15 protein-coding genes are annotated in these 22,718 nt (G+C 55.7%); 9 read left to right on the forward strand and 6 right to left on the reverse strand.

The features are described 5' to 3' along the window. Positions 1-276 precede the first annotated feature (276 nt). Together clpS and clpA are read left to right on the forward strand one after the other, a co-directional pair. The gene (clpS, locus tag U869_RS0113665; protein WP_025119360.1) at positions 277-597 is read left to right on the forward strand and encodes an ATP-dependent Clp protease adapter ClpS; all 321 of its coding nucleotides are present in this window, start codon (positions 277-279) and stop codon (positions 595-597) included. Positions 598-623: 26 nt separating this feature from the next. Then, a complete protein-coding gene (clpA, locus tag U869_RS0113670) occupies positions 624-2,903 on the forward strand; it encodes an ATP-dependent Clp protease ATP-binding subunit ClpA (protein ID WP_025119361.1) in 2,280 nt (759 codons plus the stop codon). Between the two features lie 282 nt (positions 2,904-3,185). Here the strand turns inward: clpA and infA are convergent, their stop codons facing one another. The 6 genes from infA to U869_RS32775 form a co-directional block, all read right to left on the reverse strand. Continuing rightward, on the reverse strand, positions 3,186-3,404 hold the full coding sequence (gene infA / locus U869_RS0113675) for a translation initiation factor IF-1 (protein WP_002211347.1): 219 nt from the start codon (positions 3,402-3,404) through the stop codon (positions 3,186-3,188). 106 nt (positions 3,405-3,510) lie between these two features. Beyond that, positions 3,511-4,236 (reverse strand): leucyl/phenylalanyl-tRNA--protein transferase, encoded by a 726-nt coding sequence (gene aat, locus U869_RS0113680; RefSeq protein WP_025119362.1) that lies wholly within the window; start codon positions 4,234-4,236, stop codon positions 3,511-3,513. A gap of 30 nt (positions 4,237-4,266) precedes the next feature. Further along, complete coding sequence (gene cydC, locus U869_RS0113685) at positions 4,267-6,003, reverse strand: cysteine/glutathione ABC transporter ATP-binding protein/permease CydC (RefSeq protein WP_025119363.1); 1,737 nt, start codon at positions 6,001-6,003, stop codon at positions 4,267-4,269. 2 nt (positions 6,004-6,005) lie between these two features. Beyond that, positions 6,006-7,772, reverse strand: coding sequence for a cysteine/glutathione ABC transporter permease/ATP-binding protein CydD (gene cydD, locus U869_RS0113690; RefSeq protein ID WP_025119364.1), 1,767 nt, complete (start codon positions 7,770-7,772; stop codon positions 6,006-6,008). Between the two features lie 309 nt (positions 7,773-8,081). Next, positions 8,082-9,053: a thioredoxin-disulfide reductase gene (trxB, locus tag U869_RS0113695; protein WP_025119365.1), complete on the reverse strand. Its 972-nt coding sequence runs from the start codon at positions 9,051-9,053 to the stop codon at positions 8,082-8,084. 351 nt (positions 9,054-9,404) lie between these two features. After that, positions 9,405-9,527 (reverse strand): hypothetical protein, encoded by a 123-nt coding sequence (locus U869_RS32775; protein ID WP_255329449.1) that lies wholly within the window; start codon positions 9,525-9,527, stop codon positions 9,405-9,407. A gap of 215 nt (positions 9,528-9,742) precedes the next feature. On the opposite strand from U869_RS32775, the gene lrp reads away from it, so the two are divergent. From lrp to dmsA, 7 genes are all read left to right on the forward strand, one after another. Next, the gene (gene lrp / locus U869_RS0113705; RefSeq protein ID WP_021804943.1) at positions 9,743-10,237 is read left to right on the forward strand and encodes a leucine-responsive transcriptional regulator Lrp; all 495 of its coding nucleotides are present in this window, start codon (positions 9,743-9,745) and stop codon (positions 10,235-10,237) included. A 120-nt stretch (positions 10,238-10,357) separates the two neighbouring features. Continuing rightward, positions 10,358-13,825: a DNA translocase FtsK 4TM domain-containing protein gene (locus U869_RS0113710; RefSeq protein ID WP_025119366.1), complete on the forward strand. Its 3,468-nt coding sequence runs from the start codon at positions 10,358-10,360 to the stop codon at positions 13,823-13,825. Between the two features lie 182 nt (positions 13,826-14,007). After that, complete coding sequence (gene lolA / locus U869_RS0113715; RefSeq protein WP_025119367.1) at positions 14,008-14,619, forward strand: outer membrane lipoprotein chaperone LolA; 612 nt, start codon at positions 14,008-14,010, stop codon at positions 14,617-14,619. 7 nt (positions 14,620-14,626) lie between these two features. Beyond that, positions 14,627-15,970, forward strand: a complete 1,344-nt coding sequence (locus U869_RS0113720; RefSeq protein WP_025119368.1) for a replication-associated recombination protein A — start codon at positions 14,627-14,629, stop codon at positions 15,968-15,970. Positions 15,971-16,078: 108 nt separating this feature from the next. Further along, a complete protein-coding gene (gene serS, locus U869_RS0113725) occupies positions 16,079-17,371 on the forward strand; it encodes a serine--tRNA ligase (protein ID WP_025119369.1) in 1,293 nt (430 codons plus the stop codon). A gap of 233 nt (positions 17,372-17,604) precedes the next feature. Further along, positions 17,605-20,058 (forward strand): selenate/tellurate reductase subunit YnfE, encoded by a 2,454-nt coding sequence (ynfE, locus tag U869_RS0113730; protein ID WP_025119370.1) that lies wholly within the window; start codon positions 17,605-17,607, stop codon positions 20,056-20,058. A 208-nt stretch (positions 20,059-20,266) separates the two neighbouring features. Beyond that, complete coding sequence (gene dmsA / locus U869_RS0113735; RefSeq protein WP_025119371.1) at positions 20,267-22,717, forward strand: dimethylsulfoxide reductase subunit A; 2,451 nt, start codon at positions 20,267-20,269, stop codon at positions 22,715-22,717. The last annotated feature ends 1 nt before the right edge of the window (position 22,718 follow it).

The following is a 22,718-nucleotide window of genomic DNA, read 5'->3' on the forward strand; positions in this document are numbered from 1 at the left end:
TCCCTGCTGGTCAAAAGACCAGCAACCCACGAATTTACACTCTAGAGCAAATGATCATCACGTCAAGGGATCGGCCAATGAGCGCTTCGAGCAGTTCGCCAAAGTTTGAACTAGTTAACGCTATTGACATGCTTTGGTAACAATTTATCGCCGCGATTATTCGCTTTGTGCTGCGGCACGTTACCCGCGAAGATGGTAAAATGATCTCGATAACCCAGTTTGAATAACCCGAACATGGCCCCATATACTGAGGCATGGCAGAGAAGATGAGCAGCGATGGGCAATAGCAACGATTGGCTAAATATTGAGCACTTGGCCGAAGAAAAACAAATCGATGCGGTAAAACCGCCGTCAATGTATAAAGTTATACTTAACAACGACGATTACACACCGATGGAATTTGTGATTGACGTTCTGCAAAAGTTCTTTTCTTATGATATTGAACGTGCAACGCAACTGATGCTCACGGTCCACTATCAAGGCAAGGCGATCTGCGGTGTTTTCACCGCCGAGGTCGCGGAAACCAAGGTGGCCCATGTGAACCGTTACGCAAGGGAGAACGAGCATCCGTTGCTCTGTACGCTGGAAAAAGCCTGAAAAGGCAATCTATTGGGGAGGTGCCTATGCTCAATCAAGAATTGGAACTCAGTCTCAACATGGCTTTCGCCAGAGCGCGCGAGCACAGACATGAGTTTATGACCGTGGAGCACCTGTTGCTGGCGTTACTCAGCAACCCTGCCGCGCGCGAAGCGCTCGAGGCTTGTACGGTGGATCTGGCCGCGTTACGCCAGGAGCTGGAAGCCTTTATCGAACAAACCACACCGACGCTGCCTACCAGCGAAGAGGAGCGCGACACCCAGCCGACGCTCAGCTTCCAGCGTGTGTTGCAGCGTGCGGTATTCCACGTGCAGTCCTCCGGCCGGAGCGAAGTGAGCGGTGCCAACGTGTTGGTGGCGATCTTCAGCGAACAGGAGTCCCAGGCGGCATACCTGCTGCGTAAACACGACGTCAGCCGTCTCGACGTGGTGAACTTCATTTCACATGGTACACGTAAAGATGAGCCGGGCCAGGCACCTAATGCGGAAAACCCGGTAAACGAAGAGCAGCCTGGAGGGGAAGACCGTATGGAAAACTTCACCACCAACCTCAACCAACTGGCCCGAGTGGGCGGTATCGATCCGCTGATTGGCCGTGACCGTGAACTGGAGCGTGCCATTCAGGTGCTGTGCCGCCGCCGTAAAAACAACCCGCTGCTGGTGGGGGAATCCGGCGTAGGTAAAACCGCGATTGCCGAAGGTCTGGCCTGGAGGATCGTGCAGGGCGACGTGCCGGAGGTTATGGCTGACTGCACGCTGTACTCGCTGGATATCGGCTCATTGCTGGCGGGCACCAAATACCGTGGCGACTTTGAGAAGCGCTTCAAGGCGCTGCTCAAGCAACTGGAACAGGATAAGAACAGCATCCTGTTTATCGACGAAATTCACACCATCATCGGTGCCGGTGCGGCTTCTGGTGGGCAAGTGGATGCCGCCAACCTGATCAAACCGCTGCTGTCGAGCGGCAAGATCCGGGTGATCGGCTCGACCACCTATCAGGAATTCAGCAATATTTTCGAAAAAGACCGTGCGCTGGCGCGTCGCTTCCAGAAAATAGATATCACCGAACCGACGCCGGAAGAGACCATTCAGATCATCAACGGTCTGAAAACCAAGTACGAAGCGCACCATGACGTGCGTTACACCGCCAAAGCGGTACGTGCGGCGGTGGAGCTGTCGGTGAAATACATCAACGACCGTCATCTGCCGGACAAAGCGATCGACGTGATTGATGAAGCCGGTGCGCGTAGCCGCTTGCTGCCGGTTAACAAGCGTAAGAAAACGGTCAACGTGGCGGATATCGAATCGGTGGTGGCGCGCATTGCGCGTATCCCGGAAAAAACCGTCTCGGCCAGCGATCGCGACGTGCTGAGAAGCCTGAGCGACCGTCTGAAAATGCTGGTGTTCGGCCAGGATCCGGCTATCGAAGCGCTGACCGAAGCGATCAAGATGAGCCGTGCCGGTCTGGGCCAGGATCGTAAACCTGTCGGTTCCTTCCTGTTCGCCGGGCCGACCGGAGTGGGGAAAACCGAAGTTACGGTACAGTTGGCCAAGGCTCTGGATATCGAGCTGCTGCGCTTTGATATGTCCGAATATATGGAACGTCATACCGTCAGCCGTTTGATTGGTGCACCTCCGGGCTACGTCGGTTACGATCAGGGCGGCCTGTTGACCGATGCGGTGATCAAACATCCGCATGCGGTAGTGCTGCTTGATGAAATCGAGAAGGCGCACCCGGACGTGTTCAACCTGCTGCTGCAGGTAATGGATAACGGGACGCTGACCGATAACAACGGTCGTAAGGCAGACTTCCGTAACGTGATCCTGGTGATGACCACCAACGCCGGGGTACGCGAAACGGAACGCAAATCGATTGGCCTGATCGAGCAGGACAACAGCATCGACGCGATGGAAGAGATCAAGAAGGTGTTTACGCCAGAATTCCGTAACCGTCTGGACAACGTCATCTGGTTCAACCATCTGTCTCCGGCGGTGATCCAGCAGGTGGTCGACAAGTTTATCGTTGAACTGCAAGCACAGCTGGATGCCAAGGGCGTGTCGATGGAAGTGAGCGACGAAGCGCGTGATTGGCTGTCAGTGAAAGGCTATGACCGTGCGATGGGCGCTCGCCCAATGGCGCGTGTGATGCAGGAAAGCCTGAAAAAACCGCTGGCCAACGAGCTGCTGTTTGGTTCACTGGTTGACGGTGGTTCGGTGAAAGTCGAACTGGATAAAGAGAAGAAACAGCTGACTTACCACTTCCTCAGCGCCCAGAAGCGTAAAGCGGATGAAGGTGCAGTGCACTAAGCGGTAAGGAGTTAACAAAAAAGCGATGCCAAGGCATCGCTTTTTTTATACGTGAAATTCACGGAGTATTTCATTTGTAGGATCGCCGCATGCTACGCCCGATCAGCTGCATGGTGCACCTGTTAAGCTGCATACCGCGTCTGTTCAAAATGAGTGAGCCCTCTCAGTTTACCTGCGCCAAGACAACTCGGTGGAGAACGTTGCTGCGGCGGTAAACGGAAAGGGCTCTTTTTGAGGGATCACATCCTCGGTGTCGCCAGTGGTTGGCGACGGGTGAGCCGATTAACGGCTACGGAAGACAATGCGGCCTTTGCTCAGGTCGTACGGGGTCAGCTCTACAGTGACTTTGTCACCCGTCAGGATGCGGATATAGTTTTTGCGCATTTTACCGGAGATATGAGCGGTTACCACGTGCCCGTTTTCCAATTCAACACGGAACATGGTGTTTGGCAGCGTATCAAGAACGGTGCCCTGCATTTCAATATTGTCTTCTTTGGCCATCGAATCCTCTAGGTCTAACTACCATAGTTTTTAACCGGCAAGATAATGCCGAAAAACCCACATTATGTAAAGGAGTGTCGGTGAACAATGCACCGATCCCACAAAATTAGTCAGTCTGGGTGGGTAGTACAACCAGCTGTAGGGGTATGACTTGCGCTGTCCAGCACTCCGGCGCTAAGGTCCTGCGCTGAAGGTTGCTCAACTGCTGTAAAAATAGGCGGCGGGGGATTTCCCTCGCTCCAAGCCGGGCAGTGTGAGCGTTAAGCACCTGACAGTCAACCAATTCCCCACCATAAGCGGCAAAATGGCGGCAAAACGCAAATAAAGCACACTTTGAGGCATTGGTCGTGCGGCTGAACATCGATTCCCCGCAAAACAGCGCCCCTTGAGCCACGCCGTACAGGCCGCCAACCAACGTTTCCCCCTGCCACACTTCAATGGAATGGGCATGTCCCAGATGATGCAACTGTAGATAGGCTTGCTGCACTTCCTCGCCGATCCAGGTGCCTTCGTCGGGACGGTATGAGCAGGCGGCGATCACGGCGGCAAAATCATGGTTAAGGGTAATACGGAACGGATCGCTGCGTAGGAAGCGCTTGAGGCTGCGGCTGACGTGATATTCCGCAGGGAACAGCACCGCCCGCGGGTCCGGTGACCACCAGAGGATGGCTTCCCCTGGCGAATACCAGGGAAAGATACCGCGCTCATAGGCCGCCAGCAGTCGCGCAGGCGCAAGATCGCCACCAATGGCCAGCAGACCATTAGGATCGTGCAGAGCGCCCTCTGGTGAAGGAAACGCGACGGACTGCGATGACAGCTTAACAATGCGCATAAAACCTCTTAGCGTTGCCTACAGGCCGTTTTACAGCGATACATGGCTGATACGTTGATGGAACTGGGCATAACGGCCAGGCTGGCGCATCAGCGCGGCATGGCTGCCTTGTTCGACGATACTGCCGCCATCCATCACGCAGATGCGATCGAAATGTTCCAGCCCATATAATCGATGAGTGACCAGGATTAACGTCTTGCCTTGGCAATGCTGGCGGAGCAGGGCCAGGATCTGTTGCTCGGTTTCGGCATCCAATCCTTCGGTAGGTTCATCCAGCAACAACAGCGGTGCCTGATGCAGCAGGGCACGGGCAATGCCTAAACGGCGTTGTTCACCCCCGGAAAGCTGACGGCCACCTTCACCCAGCCAGGCATTCAGTCCTTCGTTTTCCAGCAACTTATCCAGCCCAACCTGTTGCAGGACGAGGTTTAACGCCTCATCGTTGGCGGCAGGGGCGGCGATACGCAGATTTTCACGCAGCGTAGAGCTGAAGATATGCACCCGTTGGCTCACCACCGTGGTCATGGCGCGCAGCGTTGCTTCATCATAGCTAGTCAGCGGCTGGCCGTTGAGCTGGATTTGGCCGCTGTCAACATTCCAGGCTCGGGTCAGCAATTGCAGCAGGGTCGATTTACCGCAGCCGGTACGACCCAACAGCGCGATGTGCTCGCCAGCGGCAATGGACAACGTCACGTTGTTCAACACCGGTAGCGGCTGGTCGGGATAGGTGAAGGACACCTCACTCAGTTGCAGCGCCGCGCCCGGTTGTGAAGCTGGGCCGCTGGCAGGGAAGGTGACTTCCGGTTGTTGATCGATGATTTGTTTGACGCGGGTGGCTGAAGCGATCACCTGGCCCAGATGTTGGAACGCGGCGGCAACGGGCATCATGGCTTCAAAAGAGGCCAGGGCGGCAAAGGCAAACAGGGCAATCAACGCTCCGGGTTGGGTGTCGCCACCGATCCCCGCAGCAGCAAGCCACATCAGCAGTGTGACGGTGAGGCCGCTGGCCAGGATCATCAATGCCTGAGTGATCCCCCCAAGCGAAGCCTGTTGCCACTGACGGCGCTGCCAACGCTGTTCGGTCGCGTTGAGTTTTTGGCGGAAAGTGTCTAGCGCACCGAACACCACCAGCTCGGCCTGCCCCTGTAGCCAGGCGGTCAGGTCTGTGCGGTATTGACTGCGTAACAGGGTCAACTCTTCCCCGATGGGCTTACCTGCGCGATAGAAAATCGGCGGTACGGCCAGCAGCAGCAATAACAAAATTCCGCCCAACGTCAGAGCCAGTGGAACATCCAGCCAGCTAAGGCCGAAAGTGACCACCACAATCACCACCGCAGCGCTGACCATCGGCGAAATAACGCGTAGGTAGAGGTGATCGAGCGTATCGACATCGGCCACCAGGCGGTTGAGCAGCTCAGCCTGACGGAAACGGGCAATACCACCCGGTGACAGCGGCAGGATCTTGCGGAAGGTGAATACCCGCAGATGGGACAATACGCGGAAAGTGGCATCATGGCTGACGACCCGTTCTGCATAACGGCCGGCGGTACGGAAGATTGCCGCGCCCCGTACGCCAGCGGCCGGTAGCATGTAGTTGAAGGTCGTCAACCCCGCCAGTCCGGCCAGCGAGGAGGCGGCCAGGAACCATCCGGACAAGGCCAGCAAGCCGATACTGGCCAGCAAGGTGACGATGGACAGGACGATGCCCAGCAAAATCAGGAACGTGTGGCGGCGATACAACGCCAGGAATGGCAGCAAAACGCGCATGATTAAAGCTCCCCGCTGCGGTGTGCAATCAGTTTGGCAAACAGACCGGGCTGGGCGCTGAGCGTGGCGTAGTTGCCCTGCTGCACGATCTTCCCGCTGTCCATCACCCAAATCTGGTCGTAATCTTCGGTATCTTCCAACTGGTGCGTGACCAGCAGGGTAGTTTGCTGATGGGAAGCCGCATTGAGCGCCTGCATCACCAGGCGTTCGCTGTGGGCGTCCAGACTGGCCGCAGGTTCATCCAGTAACAGCAAGCGGCGAGGGCTGAGCAGCGCCCGCGCTACGGCTACACGCTGAGCTTGCCCAACGGAAAGACGAGCCGCGCCATCACCCAGGTCAGTTTCCAGCCCCTTTGGCAGATGCGGCAGGAACTCGCTGACGTATGCCTGCTCGACGGCCTGTTGCAGCTGAGCCTCGCTGGCCTGAGGGTAACCGAGCAGAATATTTTCCCGCAGGGTTTGTGCTGGCAGATGGGGGTTTTGACCCACCCAGCCCAGTTGCTGACGCCAGTTAACCGCAGCCAGCTCGCGCAGCTCGATGCCGTTGATCTGCAATGAACCGCGATAGGGCAGAAAACCGAGTAGCAGATTCAACAGCGAGCTCTTCCCGGCACCGCTAAGCCCGACCAAGGCGATACGCTGATTGGGGAGTAGGGTAAAATCAAGCGGTCCGGCTAGCAGTACGCCATTGGGGGAGAGAATTTCCAGCTCCCGGGCCTGAACCGTCAGCGGCTCTTCGCTATTTAGCGTTTGCGCGCCATTCCCAACCTGCTCGCCTTCGGCTGCCAGGAAAGTTTCCAGTGCTTCAGCTGCGCCCACGGCCTGTGCTTTGGCGTGGTAAAACGCCCCCAGATCGCGCAACGGTTGGAAAAACTCCGGCGCCAGGATCAGCACCAGGAAACCGGCAAACAGCGTAACGCCTGTGCCGTAACTGCCAAAGTCCAGCTCACCGAGGTAGGAGAAGCCAAAATAGACCGCAACCATGGCGATGGAAAGCGAGGCGAAGAATTCCAGCACCGCAGAGGAGAGGAAGGCCAGGCGCAGTACTTCCATGGTGCGCTGGCGGAAATCTTCTGACGATTTGGCAATGTGGTCGGTTTCTGCCTGGCCGCGATTAAACAAACGCAACGTATCCAGGCCGCGCAGGCGATCGAGGAAGTTGCCGCTAAGCCGGGCCAATGCAACAAAGTTACGGCGGTTGGCATCGGCGGCCCCCATCCCGACCAGAGCCATAAACAGCGGGATCAGCGGGGCGGTCGCCAGCAGGATAAACCCGGCGGCCCAGTTGATAGGGAAGACGGTGATCAGGATCAGCAGCGGAATAAACACGGCCAGATACATTTGCGGCAGATAGCGGGAATAGTAATCCTGCATGTCTTCGATTTGCTCAACGATGATGCTGGCCCAACTACCGGCAGGTTTGCCCTGGATCCAGGCGGGGCCAAGCTGTTGCAGCTTATCCAATACCTGAGAGCGCATACGTTGGCGGATAACCTGCCCGCAGATAAAGCCAACCCGTTCACGCAGCCAGCTCAGGAAGGCCCGCAGGGCAAAGGTGGCTGCCAGCCAGATAAACGATGAGACAAGCTCAGCGCGAGGCTGGTGCTCAATAATCAGGGCATGGAGCAGGGAGGCCAACAGCCAGGCCTGGGCGACAATCAAAATGCCGCTTGCCAGACCTAACAGCATGGATAAACGCAGCCAACGCTGCGCCAACGTACTCTGTGTTTTGAGCCAACGGGTTAACTGGTGCTGTCTGGTTTTTTTCATCAGGTAGTCTGCGTCGCCGATGCCTGTTGTAGCAGGCTTGGTTAACGTACTGTTAAAAAAGTGTTTGTCTCAGCCGGAAATAAGACAAGTGAACGCTAATGTTACCTCGTCACTCGTTAGACGTGAAATAAATATCCCTTTCATAACTTGGGCAGCAGTCACGTTTTTAACGTGGATAGGGTTGTTTTGAACGTTTAACTGCGGGGGGATAAAAATAAGGCGGCCAATTGGCCGCCTTACTACTGCTGAAGCTTTATCAGCAGGTTCGCTACGTAGCGAACCTGCATGCTGCGCCCGTTTGCAGTTAAGTTATTTGCATTCTGCCTGCGCGATGCCGTCGAGATAGCGCTCGGCATCCAGTGCGGCCATACAGCCCGTTCCGGCGGAGGTGATCGCCTGGCGGTAAATATGATCCATCACGTCGCCTGCGGCAAATACACCCGGAATGGAGGTCTGGGTCGCGTTACCGTGAATACCGGACTGCACCTTGATATAGCCGTTTTCCAGCTCAAGCTGGCCACCGAAGATTGCGGTGTTCGGGCTGTGGCCGATGGCGATAAACACGCCAGCAAGCTCTAGCTCTTTGGTCTGCTCAGCGTCTTTGGTGCTGCGCAAGCGCATCCCGGTGACGCCCATCTGATCGCCCAACACTTCGTCCAGCGTGCAGTCGGTGTGCAGAACGATGTTGCCGTTCTTCACTTTTTCCATCAGGCGATTGATCAGGATCTTCTCGCTGCGGAAGCTGTCACGGCGGTGCACCAGATGAACTTCGGAGGCGATGTTTGACAGATATAGCGCTTCTTCCACGGCGGTGTTACCCCCACCCACCACGGCGACCTTCTGGTTGCGATAGAAGAAACCATCACAGGTGGCGCAGGCGGAAACCCCTTTGCCTTTGAACGCTTCTTCCGATGGCAGGCCTAAATAGCGAGCTGATGCGCCGGTAGCGATGATCAAAGCGTCACAGGTATATTCGCCGCTGTCACCGATCAGGCGGAAAGGGCGGTTCTGTAGGTCGACGCTGTTGATATGGTCAAACACGATCTGGGTGTCGAACTTTTCCGCGTGCTCGCGCATGCGTTCCATCAGTGCCGGGCCGGTCAAGCCTTCGGCATCGCCTGGCCAGTTCTCGACTTCGGTAGTGGTGGTCAACTGACCGCCTTGCTCCATGCCGGTGATCAATACCGGGTTCAGGTTGGCGCGTGCGGCATAAACCGCTGCGGTGTAGCCAGCCGGGCCAGAGCCCAGGATCAATAATTTGCTATGTTTAGCCGTGCCCATGAATAACCTCGTTTCCCACAATGGCGGACAATGGACCCGATTGTAGGGAAAATGCGGCAGTAAAAAAAGCGCCAGCGGATGTTGTTACCGATTTGTTTGATAACCTGGACCTATGAGCCGAGCTTTTATCGCCTGCCAGGGTGGGGCTCCGGCAGCGAAAATTTTGTACAGCAATAGGTTAAAAATGCGTTTTTTGTTGGGTTTATGTGGGTAACTGCGCGGTTTTGAATGGGGTAAATTCCTAACAAAAAATCAGGTGCCCAGTTTTGCTGGCGGTACGTTCTACTGATTTTACTTCTTTTACTTTGACAATCCGCTGCGCATTTGCGAAAACATCATAGGAAGAAGAAATTAACCCCGTGCCAGCAGCAAATCGTAGGCATTTTCGTCACCGAGGCAGAACATTGCCGGGTGGCGATGGGTGAGGGTGCGTTTGCCCTGGCGCAGGTTGATGGCTATCTCAACGTAAATCATTTGAATTCGTGGCCCGGAGGTGACAGACAGGCTGGGCAACGGCGGAAGATGGTAGTGACGAAGCACAAGGGCGGTTGGTAATACGCATCTTGTTCCCCGCAGGGGAATGAACCGCTAAACACAGGCATCGGGTCTTCGCTTGGAACAAATCCTTGCACATTGACGTTGGCTAGGGTGTGGCAAGTGCAGGGAAGAACATAAGAGAGACAATAATAATGGTAGATACTAAAAAACGCCCGGGTAAAGATCTCGACCGTATCGATCGCAACATCCTCAATGAGTTGCAGAAGGATGGGCGCATTTCGAACGTCGAACTTTCGAAGCGCGTGGGGTTATCCCCAACCCCTTGTTTGGAGCGTGTGCGCCGTCTTGAGCGTCAAGGCTTTATTCATGGGTATACCGCATTGCTTAACCCGCATTATCTGGATGCATCCTTGCTGGTCTTCGTGGAAATCACGCTGAACCGCGGTGCGCCAGACGTGTTTGAGCAATTCAACTCAGCGGTGCAAAAACTTGAAGAAATCCAGGAGTGTCATCTGGTTTCCGGTGATTTCGACTATCTGTTGAAAACCCGTGTGCCAGATATGTCAGCTTACCGTAAGCTGTTAGGCGAAACTCTGTTGCGTTTACCGGGGGTTAATGACACCCGTACTTACGTCGTGATGGAAGAAGTGAAACAGAGTAACCGTCTGGTTATCAAAACACGGTAAGGTGCAGGTGCAAAACCTGATTAAATTCGTTACACTCCTGTTTATTCATACAGTTTTGGCGCCGGGGAAGATTCCCGGCGCTGTTACTCTATCCGTCAACAGGAACCTGGAGTGCCTTTCTTGAGCCAGGAATACACAGAAGATAAAGAAGTTACCCTGAAAAAACTCAGCAGTGGGCGGCGTTTGCTCGAGGCTGTGTTGATCGTGGTGGCCATTTTTGCCGTTTACCTCATGGCTGCGTTGGTCAGTTTCAATCCTTCCGATCCCAGTTGGTCGCAAACTGCCTGGCATGAGCCGATCCACAATCTGGGCGGCGGCGTAGGCGCATGGTTGGCCGACACGTTGTTCTTCACCTTTGGGGTCCTTGCCTATGCGATCCCGCCGATTATGCTGGTGTTGTGCTTGTCGGGTTACCGTCGGCGCGATAACGGCGAGTACGTCGATTTCTTCGGACTTTCGTTGCGTTTGATCGGTACGTTGGCGCTGGTGCTTACCTCGTGTGGCCTGGCCGCGTTGAACGTTGACGATCTCTATTACTTCGCTTCCGGCGGGGTGATTGGCAGCCTGTTGAGCAATGCCATGTTGCCGTGGTTTAACGGTATTGGCGCCACGTTGGCGCTGCTTGGCATTTGGGCCGTGGGGTTGACCCTGTTCACCGGCTGGTCGTGGCTGGTGATTGCGGAAAAAATTGGTGGCGTGGTACTGGGAGTCGCTACCTTTATGACCAACCGTTCACGCCGTGAAGACCGCTATCACGACGATGATGACATCGTGCTCGATGATCGTGAGGAAAGCGGCCAACAACAGACAACCGCTGCTTTGGCCGAAGAAGAGAACGACGTGTTGTTCTCTGCGCCTTCCGTGACCGAAACCGCCGAGGAAGCCGCACAAGATGCCGCCGATCCTTTATTGAGCGGTTTGCGTGCCAGCGATGATGAAATCCCGCTAGCCGAATCCACTCCGGTCGTTAGCGATATCCCGGTGATGCCGAAAGCGGCCGTTCAGGCTCCTGTCACCGTGGCCCCGGTAGCGCCTGCTTCCATCAATCAACATTCATTAACCCCTGCGCAGCCACAAGACACACCGCCGCTGTATTCGTTTGAAGTGCCAGAAGAAACGCCGGCACCGAGAACGACACGCGTGGTGGAGCCTTATCGTGAAGAACGTGAGCCGCGCCTGGGTGATTGGCAGACCCCCGTTGCAGCAAAACCGGAGCCGTCACCGTTTGATTTCTCTGCGGCTCAGCGGGATAGCGACGATGTCATGGGTTCTACCGGCTTCAGCGCCACAGAAGCTGTGAAGCCAGCGGCAATTGCCGCAGCTACCGCAACCGCTGGCGCGGTAAACAACACCTTCATGCCGGCGTTTACTGCCACCAGCGATGCGGGTTCGCAGGTTAAGCAGGGCATCGGTCCAGAACTGCCACGGCCAAATCCGGTACGCATTCCTACCCGGCGCGAACTGGCCTCCTACGGCATCAAGCTGCCTTCACAGCGGATCGCGAAGCAGGAGCAGCGTAACCGTGGCGATGAGCCTTTGCCAGAGCCAGTCAGCCATCCGCAGGAAGAAGATGAAGCCTTGCAGGAAGCCGCGTTGCGCCAGGCCTTTGCCGAACAGCAAAGCCAACGCTACGGCGAAGAGTTCCCGCAAGACGAATCTCCACTGGATGACGAAGATGCGTTGCGTGAGGCCGAACTTGGCCAGGCATTTGCCGCGCAACAGCAGGCACGCTATGGCGTAGAAACACCGCAGCCTGAGCCAGAACCAGTCCCGGTGACGCATTCGGTGGATACCCGTCAGGCCTACAGCTTCTCGCCGATGGCAGATCTGGTGGATGACGGCCCAACCGAGCCGCTGTTTACCCTGTCGCCACAGCTTGAAGACAGCATTGAGCAGGAAAGCGAGCTGGAAGATGACGTGCCTTTCGGGCAGTTTGAGCCTGAGGTGCCCGCCTATCAGGCTCCGCGTCCGCCGACTCCGCCTACCTACCAGCCGCAACAGGCTTATCAGCCACCGGCTCAGCAGCAACCGCCAGCGCCGGCGATGGACAGCCTGATCCATCCGTTCCTGATGCGTAATGACATGCCGTTGCAGAAGCCGACAACGCCACTGCCAACGCTGGATCTGTTGACCGAGGCCCCGAAAGAGGTCGAACCGGTCGATACCTTTGCGCTGGAGCAGAAAGCACGGCTGGTGGAAGCCAGCCTGGCGGATTACCGCGTCAAGGCTGATGTGGTCGATATTCTGCCTGGCCCGGTCATTACTCGCTTTGAACTGGACTTGGCTCCTGGCGTCAAGGCTGCGCGTATCTCGAACCTGTCGCGCGATCTGGCCCGTTCCTTATCAACTTCCGCCGTGCGTGTGGTAGAGGTGATCCCTGGTAAGCCTTACGTCGGTCTGGAATTGCCGAACGTCAAGCGCCAAACCGTGTATCTGCGCGAAGTGCTGGATTGCCCGGCCTTCCGCGACAATCCATCGCCTTTGGCGATCGTATTGGGTAAAGATATCGCGGGCCAACCTGTGGTCGCCGATCTGGGTAAAATGCCGCATCTGCTGGTGGCCGGTACCACCGGTTCCGGTAAGTCGGTCGGGGTCAATGCCATGATCCTCAGCATCCTGTATAAAGCCACGCCAAAAGAAGTGCGCTTTATCATGATCGACCCGAAAATGCTGGAACTGTCGGTCTATGAAGGCATTCCACACCTATTGACCGATGTGGTTACCGATATGAAAGACGCCGCCAATGCATTGCGTTGGTGCGTGGCCGAAATGGAACGCCGCTATAAGCTGATGTCTGCTTTGGGGGTGCGTAACCTGGCGGGCTACAACGAGCGTGTCGATCAGGCCGAGGCCATGGGGCGGCCGATCCCGGATCCGTTCTGGAAGCCAAGCGACAGCATGGATATCACGCCGCCGGTATTGGAAAAAGAACCATACATCGTGGTGATGGTGGATGAGTTTGCCGATCTGATCATGACGGTGGGTAAAAAAGTTGAAGAACTGATTGCCCGTCTGGCACAGAAAGCGCGTGCTGCCGGTATCCACCTGGTGCTGGCAACGCAGCGTCCTTCGGTGGACGTGATCACCGGTTTGATCAAGGCCAACATCCCGACGCGCATCGCTTTTACCGTCTCGAGCAAGATCGACTCCCGTACCATTCTCGATCAGGGCGGTGCAGAATCCCTGCTGGGAATGGGGGACATGCTGTATCTGGCGCCGAACTCTTCGATACCGGTGCGTGTACACGGGGCGTTTGTGCGCGATCAGGAAGTTCATGCCGTAGTCAAAGACTGGAAAGCGCGTGAGCGGCCGCAGTACAAAGAGGGCATTCTCAGCGCCGGTGAAGACGGTGAGGGTGGCGCAAGCGGTGGTCTGGATGGCGATGAAGAGCTGGATCCGCTGTTTGATCAGGCGGTCGAGTTTGTGGTGGATAAACGCCGCGCCTCGATTTCCGGCGTACAGCGTCAGTTCCGCATTGGCTACAACCGTGCCGCGCGTATCATCGAGCAGATGGAAGCGCAGGGCATTGTCAGTGAGCAGGGGCATAACGGTAACCGTGAGGTTCTGGCCCCGCCACGGCACGATTGATCGCCATGGCAGTGTAAAATAATAAAAGGGCCGCTTAGCGGCCCTTGTGCAAAGAAGCGTAAACCCCTGCTTTATCGGAATTGTGCTCTGGTTGTCGGCCAAGTGCTTCGGGTAGAGTGGAGGTGTTCAGGGTTATATTGACCCAGCTTGCGGTAACCGCATTTCATAAGGTATCTGGAATAATGAAAAAACTGTTGATTGCCTGTTGTCTGCTTTCGGGATTCGCGTCTACTTCCGTGTTGGCGGATGCCGCGCAAGATTTGCAAGGTCGTCTGGCGAAAGTAAACAGTTTCCATGCCAGCTTCTCCCAATCGGTCACTAGTAGCGACGGTGCTACGGTGCAGCAAGGGGAAGGCGAATTATGGGTAAAACGCCCGAACCTGTTTAACTGGCATATGACCTCACCCGATGAGAGCGTGCTGGTTTCGGACGGTGAAACCCTGTGGTTCTACAACCCGTTCGTTGAGCAGGTGACGGCCACCTGGCTGAAAAATGCCACCGGCAATACGCCGTTTATGCTGATCACCCGTAACGATGCTAACGACTGGAAACAGTACAACGTGAAGCAGAAAGGGGATGACTTCGAACTGACACCCAAGGCCAGCAGCGGCAATCTGAAGCAGTTTGCCATTAGCGTAACCAATAGCGGCACCATCAAGAGCTTTACCGCGGTTGAGCAGGATGGCCAGCGCAGCGCCTATCAGTTGAAGAGCCAGCAGAGCAGCAGCGTTGATGCTGCCAAATTCAAATTTACCCCACCGAAGGGGGTGACGCTGGACGACCAGCGCCAGTGAGGTCTACGTGAGTAACATGTCACTCGATTTTTCCCACAATGAGTTCCAGCCCCTGGCCGCGCGTATGCGGCCAACCACGCTGGCGCAATACATTGGCCAGCAGCATTTGCTGGCCCCGGGCAAGCCGTTGCCACGCGCCATCGAGGCTGGGCAACTGCACTCGATGATCCTGTGGGGGCCACCGGGAACCGGGAAAACGACGCTGGCAGAGTTGATTGGTCGCTATGGCCGGGCCGATGTTGAGCGTATCTCGGCGGTAACTTCCGGCATCAAGGAGATCCGCGAAGCTATCGAGCGCGCCCGGCAAAACCGCGATGCTGGTCGCCGTACCATCCTGTTTGTTGACGAAGTCCACCGTTTCAACAAAAGCCAGCAGGATGCCTTCCTACCGCATATCGAAGACGGCACCATTACCTTTATCGGTGCCACGACGGAAAACCCATCTTTTGAGCTGAACTCGGCGTTGCTGTCCCGGGCGCGAGTGTATCTGCTCAAAGCGCTGACGGCGGATGACATCGGTCAGGTGCTGGATCAGGCGATGGAAGACAAGGCACGTGGTTTTGGCGATCAAAACATCGAGTTGCCAGCAGAAACCAGGCGCATGTTGTCGGAACTGGTGGGTGGCGATGCCCGCCGCGCCTTGAACAGCCTGGAGATGATGGCCGATATGGCTGAAATCGACGGCAAGGGCATGCGGGTATTAACCCCGGAGTTGCTTAAAGAGGTCTCTGGCGAACGCAGCGCGCGCTTCGATAACAAAGGCGATCGCTATTACGATCTGATTTCGGCGCTGCATAAATCGGTACGTGGTTCGGCACCGGATGCGGCTTTGTACTGGTATGCGCGTATTATTACCGCTGGTGGCGATCCGCTGTACGTGGCGCGCCGCTTGCTGGCAATTGCTTCCGAAGACGTCGGCAACGCCGATCCGCGCGGCATGCAAGTAGCGATAGCCGCTTGGGATTGCTTCACCCGCGTTGGCCCTGCGGAAGGTGAACGCGCCATCGCACAAGCGATCGTCTACCTGGCCTGTGCGCCAAAAAGCAACGCCGTCTATACCGCCTTTAAGGCCGCAATGCGCGATGCTAAAGAAATGGCGGACTATGACGTACCGGAACATCTGCGTAATGCCCCGACCAAGCTGATGAAAGAAATGGGGCTGGGCGCGGAATACCGCTATGCCCATGACGAACCCAACGCCTACGCGGCCGGAGAGAGCTATTTTCCGGCAGAAATGGCCACCACACGCTACTATCATCCAACCTCGCGCGGGCTGGAAGGCAAAATCGGTGAAAAGTTGGCATGGCTGGCTGAGCAGGATCAAAATAGCCAGACAAAACGCTACCGCTAGCGTTGCCGTTGCGGTAAGGTTAGCAGGTATCACACTTCTTTTATGCGGCTATACCGTTACCGTGTAAAACCTAATTTCTCTTTCAATAACAACAAGCACAGGATTAGCATGCTCGATCCCAATCTGCTGCGTAATGAGCTAGACGCAGTCGCCGTAAAACTGGCTCGTAGAGGCTTTAAACTCGATCTGGATCTGCTGCGTTCGCAAGAAGAGCGCCGTAAGGTTCTGCAAGTAGAAACTGAGACACTGCAGGCAGAACGTAACTCCCGATCGAAATCCATCGGCGCGGCCAAAGCGCGTGGTGAAGATATCGAGCCGCTGCGTAGCGAAGTGAACGAACTGGGTGACAAGCTGGATGCTGCCAAGGCTGCACTGGATAAGCTACAGAACGAGATCCGTGATTACGTGCTGCAAATGCCAAACGTGCCAGACGACGCGGTGCCAGATGGCAAAGACGATAGCGAAAACCTGGAAATCTGCCGCTGGGGCGAGCCACGTCAGTACGATTTCCCGGTACGCGATCACGTTGAGCTGGGCGAAATGGCCGGTGGATTGGATTTTGCCGCTGCGGTGAAACTGACCGGTGCACGTTTTGTGGTGATGAAAGGTCAAATGGCTCGCATGCACCGTGCGCTGGCCCAGTTTATGCTGGATCTGCACACGGAAAAGCACGGCTATCTGGAAACCTACGTGCCATATCTGGTGAACCATGCCACGTTGTACGGTACCGGCCAGTTGCCGAAGTTTGGTGAAGATCTGTTCCACACCAAACCGCTGGAAGAAGAATCAGAAACCAGCACCTATGCGCTGATCCCAACGGCGGAAGTGCCAGTGACCAACCTGGTACGTGACGAGATCCTCGATGAAGAAGATCTGCCGTTGAAGATGACCGCGCATACGCCATGCTTCCGTTCGGAAGCCGGTTCTTACGGCCGCGATACGCGTGGTCTGATCCGTATGCACCAGTTCGACAAGGTCGAAATGGTCCAGATCGTGCGTCCGGAAGATTCGATGAATGCGCTGGAAGAGTTGACCGGCCATGCAGAGAAAGTGTTGCAGCTGTTGAATCTGCCCTACCGCAAAGTGCTGCTGTGCACCGGCGATATCGGGTTTGGCTCCTGCAAAACCTACGATCTGGAAGTGTGGCTGCCTGCGCAGAATACCTACCGTGAGATCTCTTCCTGTTCCAACATGGGGGATTTCCAGGCTCGTCGTATGCAGGCGCGTTGCCGCAGCAAGACAGAGAAGAAACCGCGTCTGGTTCACACTCTGAACGGATCTGGATTGGCTGTGGGCCGTACCCTGGTTGCGGTGCTGGAAAACTACCAACAGGCGGATGGCCGTATTCAAGTTCCAGAGGTATTGCGTCCTTATATGGGCGGCCTGGAATATATCGGGTAATCAGCCTCACGTTCTATCGAAAGCGCCTACGGGCGCTTTTTTTTCGTTTGAATAATTTTCATTTACGAATGAAAGCGCTGTTTATTGACAGCAGACAAAGTTTCCTACTCCCTTTTGAGTAATATCCTCACCCATGGAGGGGATATTCCTACGCTAATTCAGCTTCCTCCTGTCTCTGCCTGCTAGCCAAGGCATGACTTTTCCCGTGATTAGGGCAAAACCTGGAGTGAGCTATGTCGAAGCCAACACCTGCAACACCATTATCCACCGGTATCAGCCGCCGCACACTGATGAAATCCGGCACGGTAGCTGGGCTGACGCTGGCCGCTGGCGGTTTGTCGTTGCCTTTCAGCCGTCATGCAGTAGCTGAGACTGTCGGAGCCGCCGTGCAACCCGCGCCGCAGGATAAAGTGGTGTGGGGGGCCTGCTCGGTCAACTGCGGCAGCCGCTGTGCGTTGCGGCTACACGTGCGTGATGACGAAGTTTACTGGGTAGAGACGGACAATACGGGTGATGATGTCTACGGCAATCATCAGGTACGTGCCTGTTTGCGTGGCCGTTCCATGCGTCGGCGCATGAATCATCCGGAACGTTTGAATTACCCAATGAAACGCGTCGGTAAACGTGGCGAAGGCAAATTCAAGCGCATCAGCTGGGAAGAGGCTTACAGCGAAATTGCCGGCAGTTTGCAACGTATCGTCGCCAAATACGGCAATGAAGCGGTTTATATCAACTACACCTCCGGTATTGTCGGTGGCAATATTACCCGCTCCTCACCTTATGCCTCGTTGGTTGCTCGCCTGATGAACTGTTATGGCGGTTTTCTCAGCCACTATGGCACCTACAGCACCGCCCAGATTTCCTGCGCGATGCCTTATACCTACGGCAGCAACGACGGCAACAGTACCTCGGATATCGAGAACAGCAAGCTGGTCGTCCTGTTCGGCAACAACCCGGCAGAAACCCGCATGAGCGGTGGTGGCATCACCTACTTCCTGGAGCAGGCTCGGGAACGTTCAAACGCGCGCATGATCGTCATCGATCCGCGCTATACGGATACGGCAGCCGGGCGGGAAGATGAGTGGATCCCTATCCGGCCTGGCACCGATGCGGCACTGGTCGCCGGATTGGCGCACGTGCTGATCAGCGAGGATCTCGTAGACCAACCGTTCCTGGATAAATATTGCGTGGGTTACGATGAGAAAACCATGCCCGCCGGAGCTCCTGCCAATGGCCACTACAAGGCTTACATCCTGGGCCAAGGCCAGGATGGTGTAGAGAAAACCCCACAGTGGGCATCCCAGATCACTGGCATTCCGGTCGATCGTATCATCAAGCTGGCGCGTGAGATTGGCAGTACCAAACCGGCCTATATCTCGCAAGGTTGGGGGCCACAGCGCCAGGCTAACGGTGAACTGACGTCACGTGCCATTGCCATGCTACCAATCCTGACGGGAAACGTGGGGATCAGCGGCGGTAACAGCGGTGCGCGTGAGTCCACCTACACCATTACCATCGAACGCATGCCAGTGCTGGAAAACCCGGTAAAAACGCAGATTTCCTGCTTCAGCTGGACCGATGCCATCGCTCGTGGCCCGGAAATGACCGCCAAGCGCGATGGGGTGCGCGGCAAAGACAAGCTGGATGTGCCGATCAAGTTCATCTGGAACTATGCCGGTAACACCATCACCAACCAGCACTCCGATATCAATAAAACCCACGATATTCTGCAGGATGACTCCCAGTGCGAAATGATCGTGGTGCTGGAAAACTTTATGACCTCCTCGGCGAAATACGCCGATATTCTGCTGCCGGATCTGATGACGGTTGAGCAGGAAGACATTATTCCAAACGACTACGCTGGCAATATGGGCTACCTGATCTTTATCCAGCCAGCCACCTCTGCCAAGTTTGAACGTAAACCCATCTATGAAGTGATGAGCGAGGTGGCGCGCCGCCTGGGGCCAGAGGTACACCAGAAATTCACCGAGGGGCGTACCCAGGAGCAGTGGCTGCAATACCTTTATGCCAAGATGCTGGAGAAGGATCCTCAGTTACCGTCGTACGAAGCCTTGCGCAGCATCGGGATCTACAAGCGCAAAGATCCCAATGGGCACTTTGTGGCTTATAAGAAATTCCGTGACGATCCCACCAGCAACCCGCTGAAAACACCTTCAGGCAAGATCGAAATCTATTCTGCCAAGTTGGCTGAAATTGCCAGCAGCTGGGAGTTGGAGAAAGACGAAACCATCAGCCCGCTGCCGGTTTATGCCTCAACCTTTGAAGGTTGGGATGATCCGTTGCGTAACACCTATCCGTTGCAAATGTTCGGTTTCCACTACAAGGCTCGGACTCACTCCAGCTACGGCAATATCGACGTCTTGCAGGCTGCCTGCCCGCAGGAAGTGTGGATCAACCCACTGGATGCCAGCCAGCGCGGCATTGCCAGTGGTGAAGCGGTGCGAGTCTTTAATGGCCGTGGTGAAGTGCGTGTGGCCGCGAAGGTGACGCCACGCATCATGCCGGGCGTAGTAGCAATGGGGCAGGGTGCCTGGCATCAGGCCAATATGAACGGCGATCGTATCGATCACGGTGCCTGCATGAATACGCTGACTACCCATCGGCCATCGCCGCTGGCGAAAGGCAATCCGCAACATACCAATCTGATCGAGATCGAAAAGGTGTGAAATAACAATCATTATCAATAAAGGCTGTTATATCAACTATTTATTGATTGTGAACAAAGCGGAACTACCTCTTTTGGAGGATAGTTCCGCTTAGAGCAGGTCACAATAAAAATTCGATTACCTGCTGTATAAAACCGATCTGCAGAGGTGATTGCAGATTTTTTAAGCCATACCCCTGGCTGATTGAAGCAACCCAGAGCGAAATATTATGAGCGAGTCCCCCAAAAAACCTCTAACCGGCTTTCAGTGCTCCAGGCGAAAGCTGGTTAAAAACAGCGCCATTGGCGGGCTTGCCCTTGCCGTTGGCGGAGTATCCCTGCCTTTCAGCCGTCGTGCCAGTGCCGAAAGCTCACCAGCGCCAACCCTTGCCAAACCCGCAGAAAAAGTGGTGTGGAGTGCCTGTACCGTAAACTGCGGCAGCCGTTGCCCACTGCGGATGCACGTGGTTGACGGCGAGATCAAGTATGTCGAAACCGATAATACCGGTAACGATGTTTATGAAGAGCTACATCAGGTCCGTGCCTGCCTGCGTGGGCGCTCTATGCGCCGTCGCGTGTATAACCCAGACCGTCTGAAATATCCGATGTTGCGCGTCGGCAAACGGGGCGAAGGCAAATTCAAGCGCATCAGTTGGGATGAGGCCTACACGCTCATCGCCGATAACATGAAGCGCATCATCAAAGACTATGGCAATGAAGCCATCTATTTGAACTACGGCACCGGCACCTTAGGTGGCACGATCACCCGTTCATGGCCGCCAGGTTCTACGTTGATTGCTCGTCTGATGAACTGCTGCGGCGGTTATCTGAACCACTATGGTGACTACAGTACCGCGCAGATCGCCATGGGGTTGAATTACACCTACGGCGGTTGGGCAGACGGTAACAGCCCGACAGATATCGAAAACAGCAAGCTGGTGGTGTTGTTTGGCAATAACCCAGGCGAAACCCGCATGAGCGGCGGTGGGGTCACTTATCTGCTGGAGCAGGCGCGTGAGCGTTCGAATGCCCGCATGATTGTGATCGACCCGCGCTACACCGATACCGCAGCGGGCAGGGAGGACGAGTGGATCCCAATTCGTCCAGGCACCGATGCGGCACTGGTTGCCGGGTTGGCGCATGTACTGATCAACGAGAATTTGGTCGATCAGCCGTTCCTGGATAAATACTGCGTCGGTTACGACGAAAAGACGTTGCCTGCTGGGGCTCCGGCCAATGGCCACTATAAAGCCTATATTCTGGGCCAGGGTGACGATGGCATTGAGAAAACGCCTGCCTGGGCGTCGAAGATTACCGGTATTCCGGTTGACCGTATCATCAAACTGGCGCGCGAAATTGGCAGCACCAAGCCGGCATTTATTTCTCAGGGCTGGGGGCCGCAGCGTCATGCCAACGGCGAGTTGACCTCTCGCGCCATTGCCATGTTGCCGATCCTTACTGGTAACGTCGGGGTTCATGGTGGTAACTCCGGTGCGCGTGAAGGCTCTTACGATCTACCGTTTGTCCGCATGCCGACGCTGGAAAATCCGGTGAAAACCAGTATCTCCATGTTCCTGTGGACCGATGCCATTCTGCGTGGGCCGGAAATGACCGCCAAGCGCGACGGCGTACAGGGCAAGGACAAACTGGATGTGCCGATCAAATTTATCTGGAACTACGCCAGTAACTGCCTGATCAACCAACATTCGGAAATCAACCGCACCCACGACATTCTGCAAGATGACAAGAAGTGCGAGATGATCGTGGTGATCGATAACCACATGACCTCATCGGCGAAGTATGCCGATCTGGTATTGCCGGACTGCACGGCCTCCGAGCAGATGGATTTCTGCCTGGATGCCTCAAGCGGCAATATGGGCTACGTTATCTTTGCCGACCAGGCCATCAAGCCGAAGTTTGAATGCAAAAACATCTATGAGATGACCAGCGAGCTCGCTCGTCGTATGGGCGTCGAGCAGGAGTTTACCGAAGGACGTACCCAGGAAGAATGGCTGCGTCATCTTTACCAGCAATCTCGTGAGGCTATTCCGGCACTGCTGGAGTTTGAGCAGTTCCTTAAGCAAGGGATCTTCAAACAGCGCGATCCGGATGGCCATTACGTGGCCTACAAAGGTTTCCGCGATAATCCTCAGGCCAACCCGCTGAGCACGCCTTCCGGCAAGATCGAGATTTATTCCGCTCAACTTGCGGAGCTGGCGGCTACCTGGGAACTGGAAAAGGACGATGTGATCCATCCGCTACCGGTGTATGCGGCCGGTTTTGAAAGTCTTGACGATCCGTTAAGCGGGAAATATCCGTTGATGATGACCGGTTTCCACTACAAGGCCAGAACTCACTCCACCTACGGCAACGTTGACGTGCTGAAAGCCGCCTGCCGCCAGGAAATGTGGATCAACCCGATCGATGCGCAATCCCGCGGGATCGCCAATGGCGACCTTATCCGCATCTACAACGATCGGGGTGAGGTACGTATCAATGCCAAGGTGACGCCGCGCATGTTGCCGGGCGTGGTCGCTATGGGCGAAGGAGCCTGGTATGCGCCGGACGGTAGCCGTATCGATCACGCAGGCAGTATCAACGTGCTGACCACCCAGCGCCCATCGCCACTGGCCAAGGGTAACCCTTCTCACACCAATCTGGTCCAGGTCGCCAAACTTTAAG

It is taken from the genome of Serratia sp. H1w (genome assembly GCF_000633355.1).
Lineage (GTDB): Bacteria > Pseudomonadota > Gammaproteobacteria > Enterobacterales > Enterobacteriaceae > Chania.

Coding starts and splice junctions, on each gene's coding strand:
- U869_RS32775 (WP_255329449.1), bottom strand. CDS start 9,527: ATGATTTACGTTGAGATAGCCATCAACCTGCGCCAGGGCAAACGCACC.
- clpS (WP_025119360.1), top strand. CDS start 277: ATGGGCAATAGCAACGATTGGCTAAATATTGAGCACTTGGCCGAAGAA.
- serS (WP_025119369.1), top strand. CDS start 16,079: ATGCTCGATCCCAATCTGCTGCGTAATGAGCTAGACGCAGTCGCCGTA.
- trxB (WP_025119365.1), bottom strand. CDS start 9,053: ATGGGCACGGCTAAACATAGCAAATTATTGATCCTGGGCTCTGGCCCG.
- lrp (WP_021804943.1), top strand. CDS start 9,743: ATGGTAGATACTAAAAAACGCCCGGGTAAAGATCTCGACCGTATCGAT.
- aat (WP_025119362.1), bottom strand. CDS start 4,236: ATGCGCATTGTTAAGCTGTCATCGCAGTCCGTCGCGTTTCCTTCACCA.
- cydD (WP_025119364.1), bottom strand. CDS start 7,772: ATGAAAAAAACCAGACAGCACCAGTTAACCCGTTGGCTCAAAACACAG.
- dmsA (WP_025119371.1), top strand. CDS start 20,267: ATGAGCGAGTCCCCCAAAAAACCTCTAACCGGCTTTCAGTGCTCCAGG.
- cydC (WP_025119363.1), bottom strand. CDS start 6,003: ATGCGCGTTTTGCTGCCATTCCTGGCGTTGTATCGCCGCCACACGTTC.
- ynfE (WP_025119370.1), top strand. CDS start 17,605: ATGTCGAAGCCAACACCTGCAACACCATTATCCACCGGTATCAGCCGC.
- clpA (WP_025119361.1), top strand. CDS start 624: ATGCTCAATCAAGAATTGGAACTCAGTCTCAACATGGCTTTCGCCAGA.
- lolA (WP_025119367.1), top strand. CDS start 14,008: ATGAAAAAACTGTTGATTGCCTGTTGTCTGCTTTCGGGATTCGCGTCT.
- infA (WP_002211347.1), bottom strand. CDS start 3,404: ATGGCCAAAGAAGACAATATTGAAATGCAGGGCACCGTTCTTGATACG.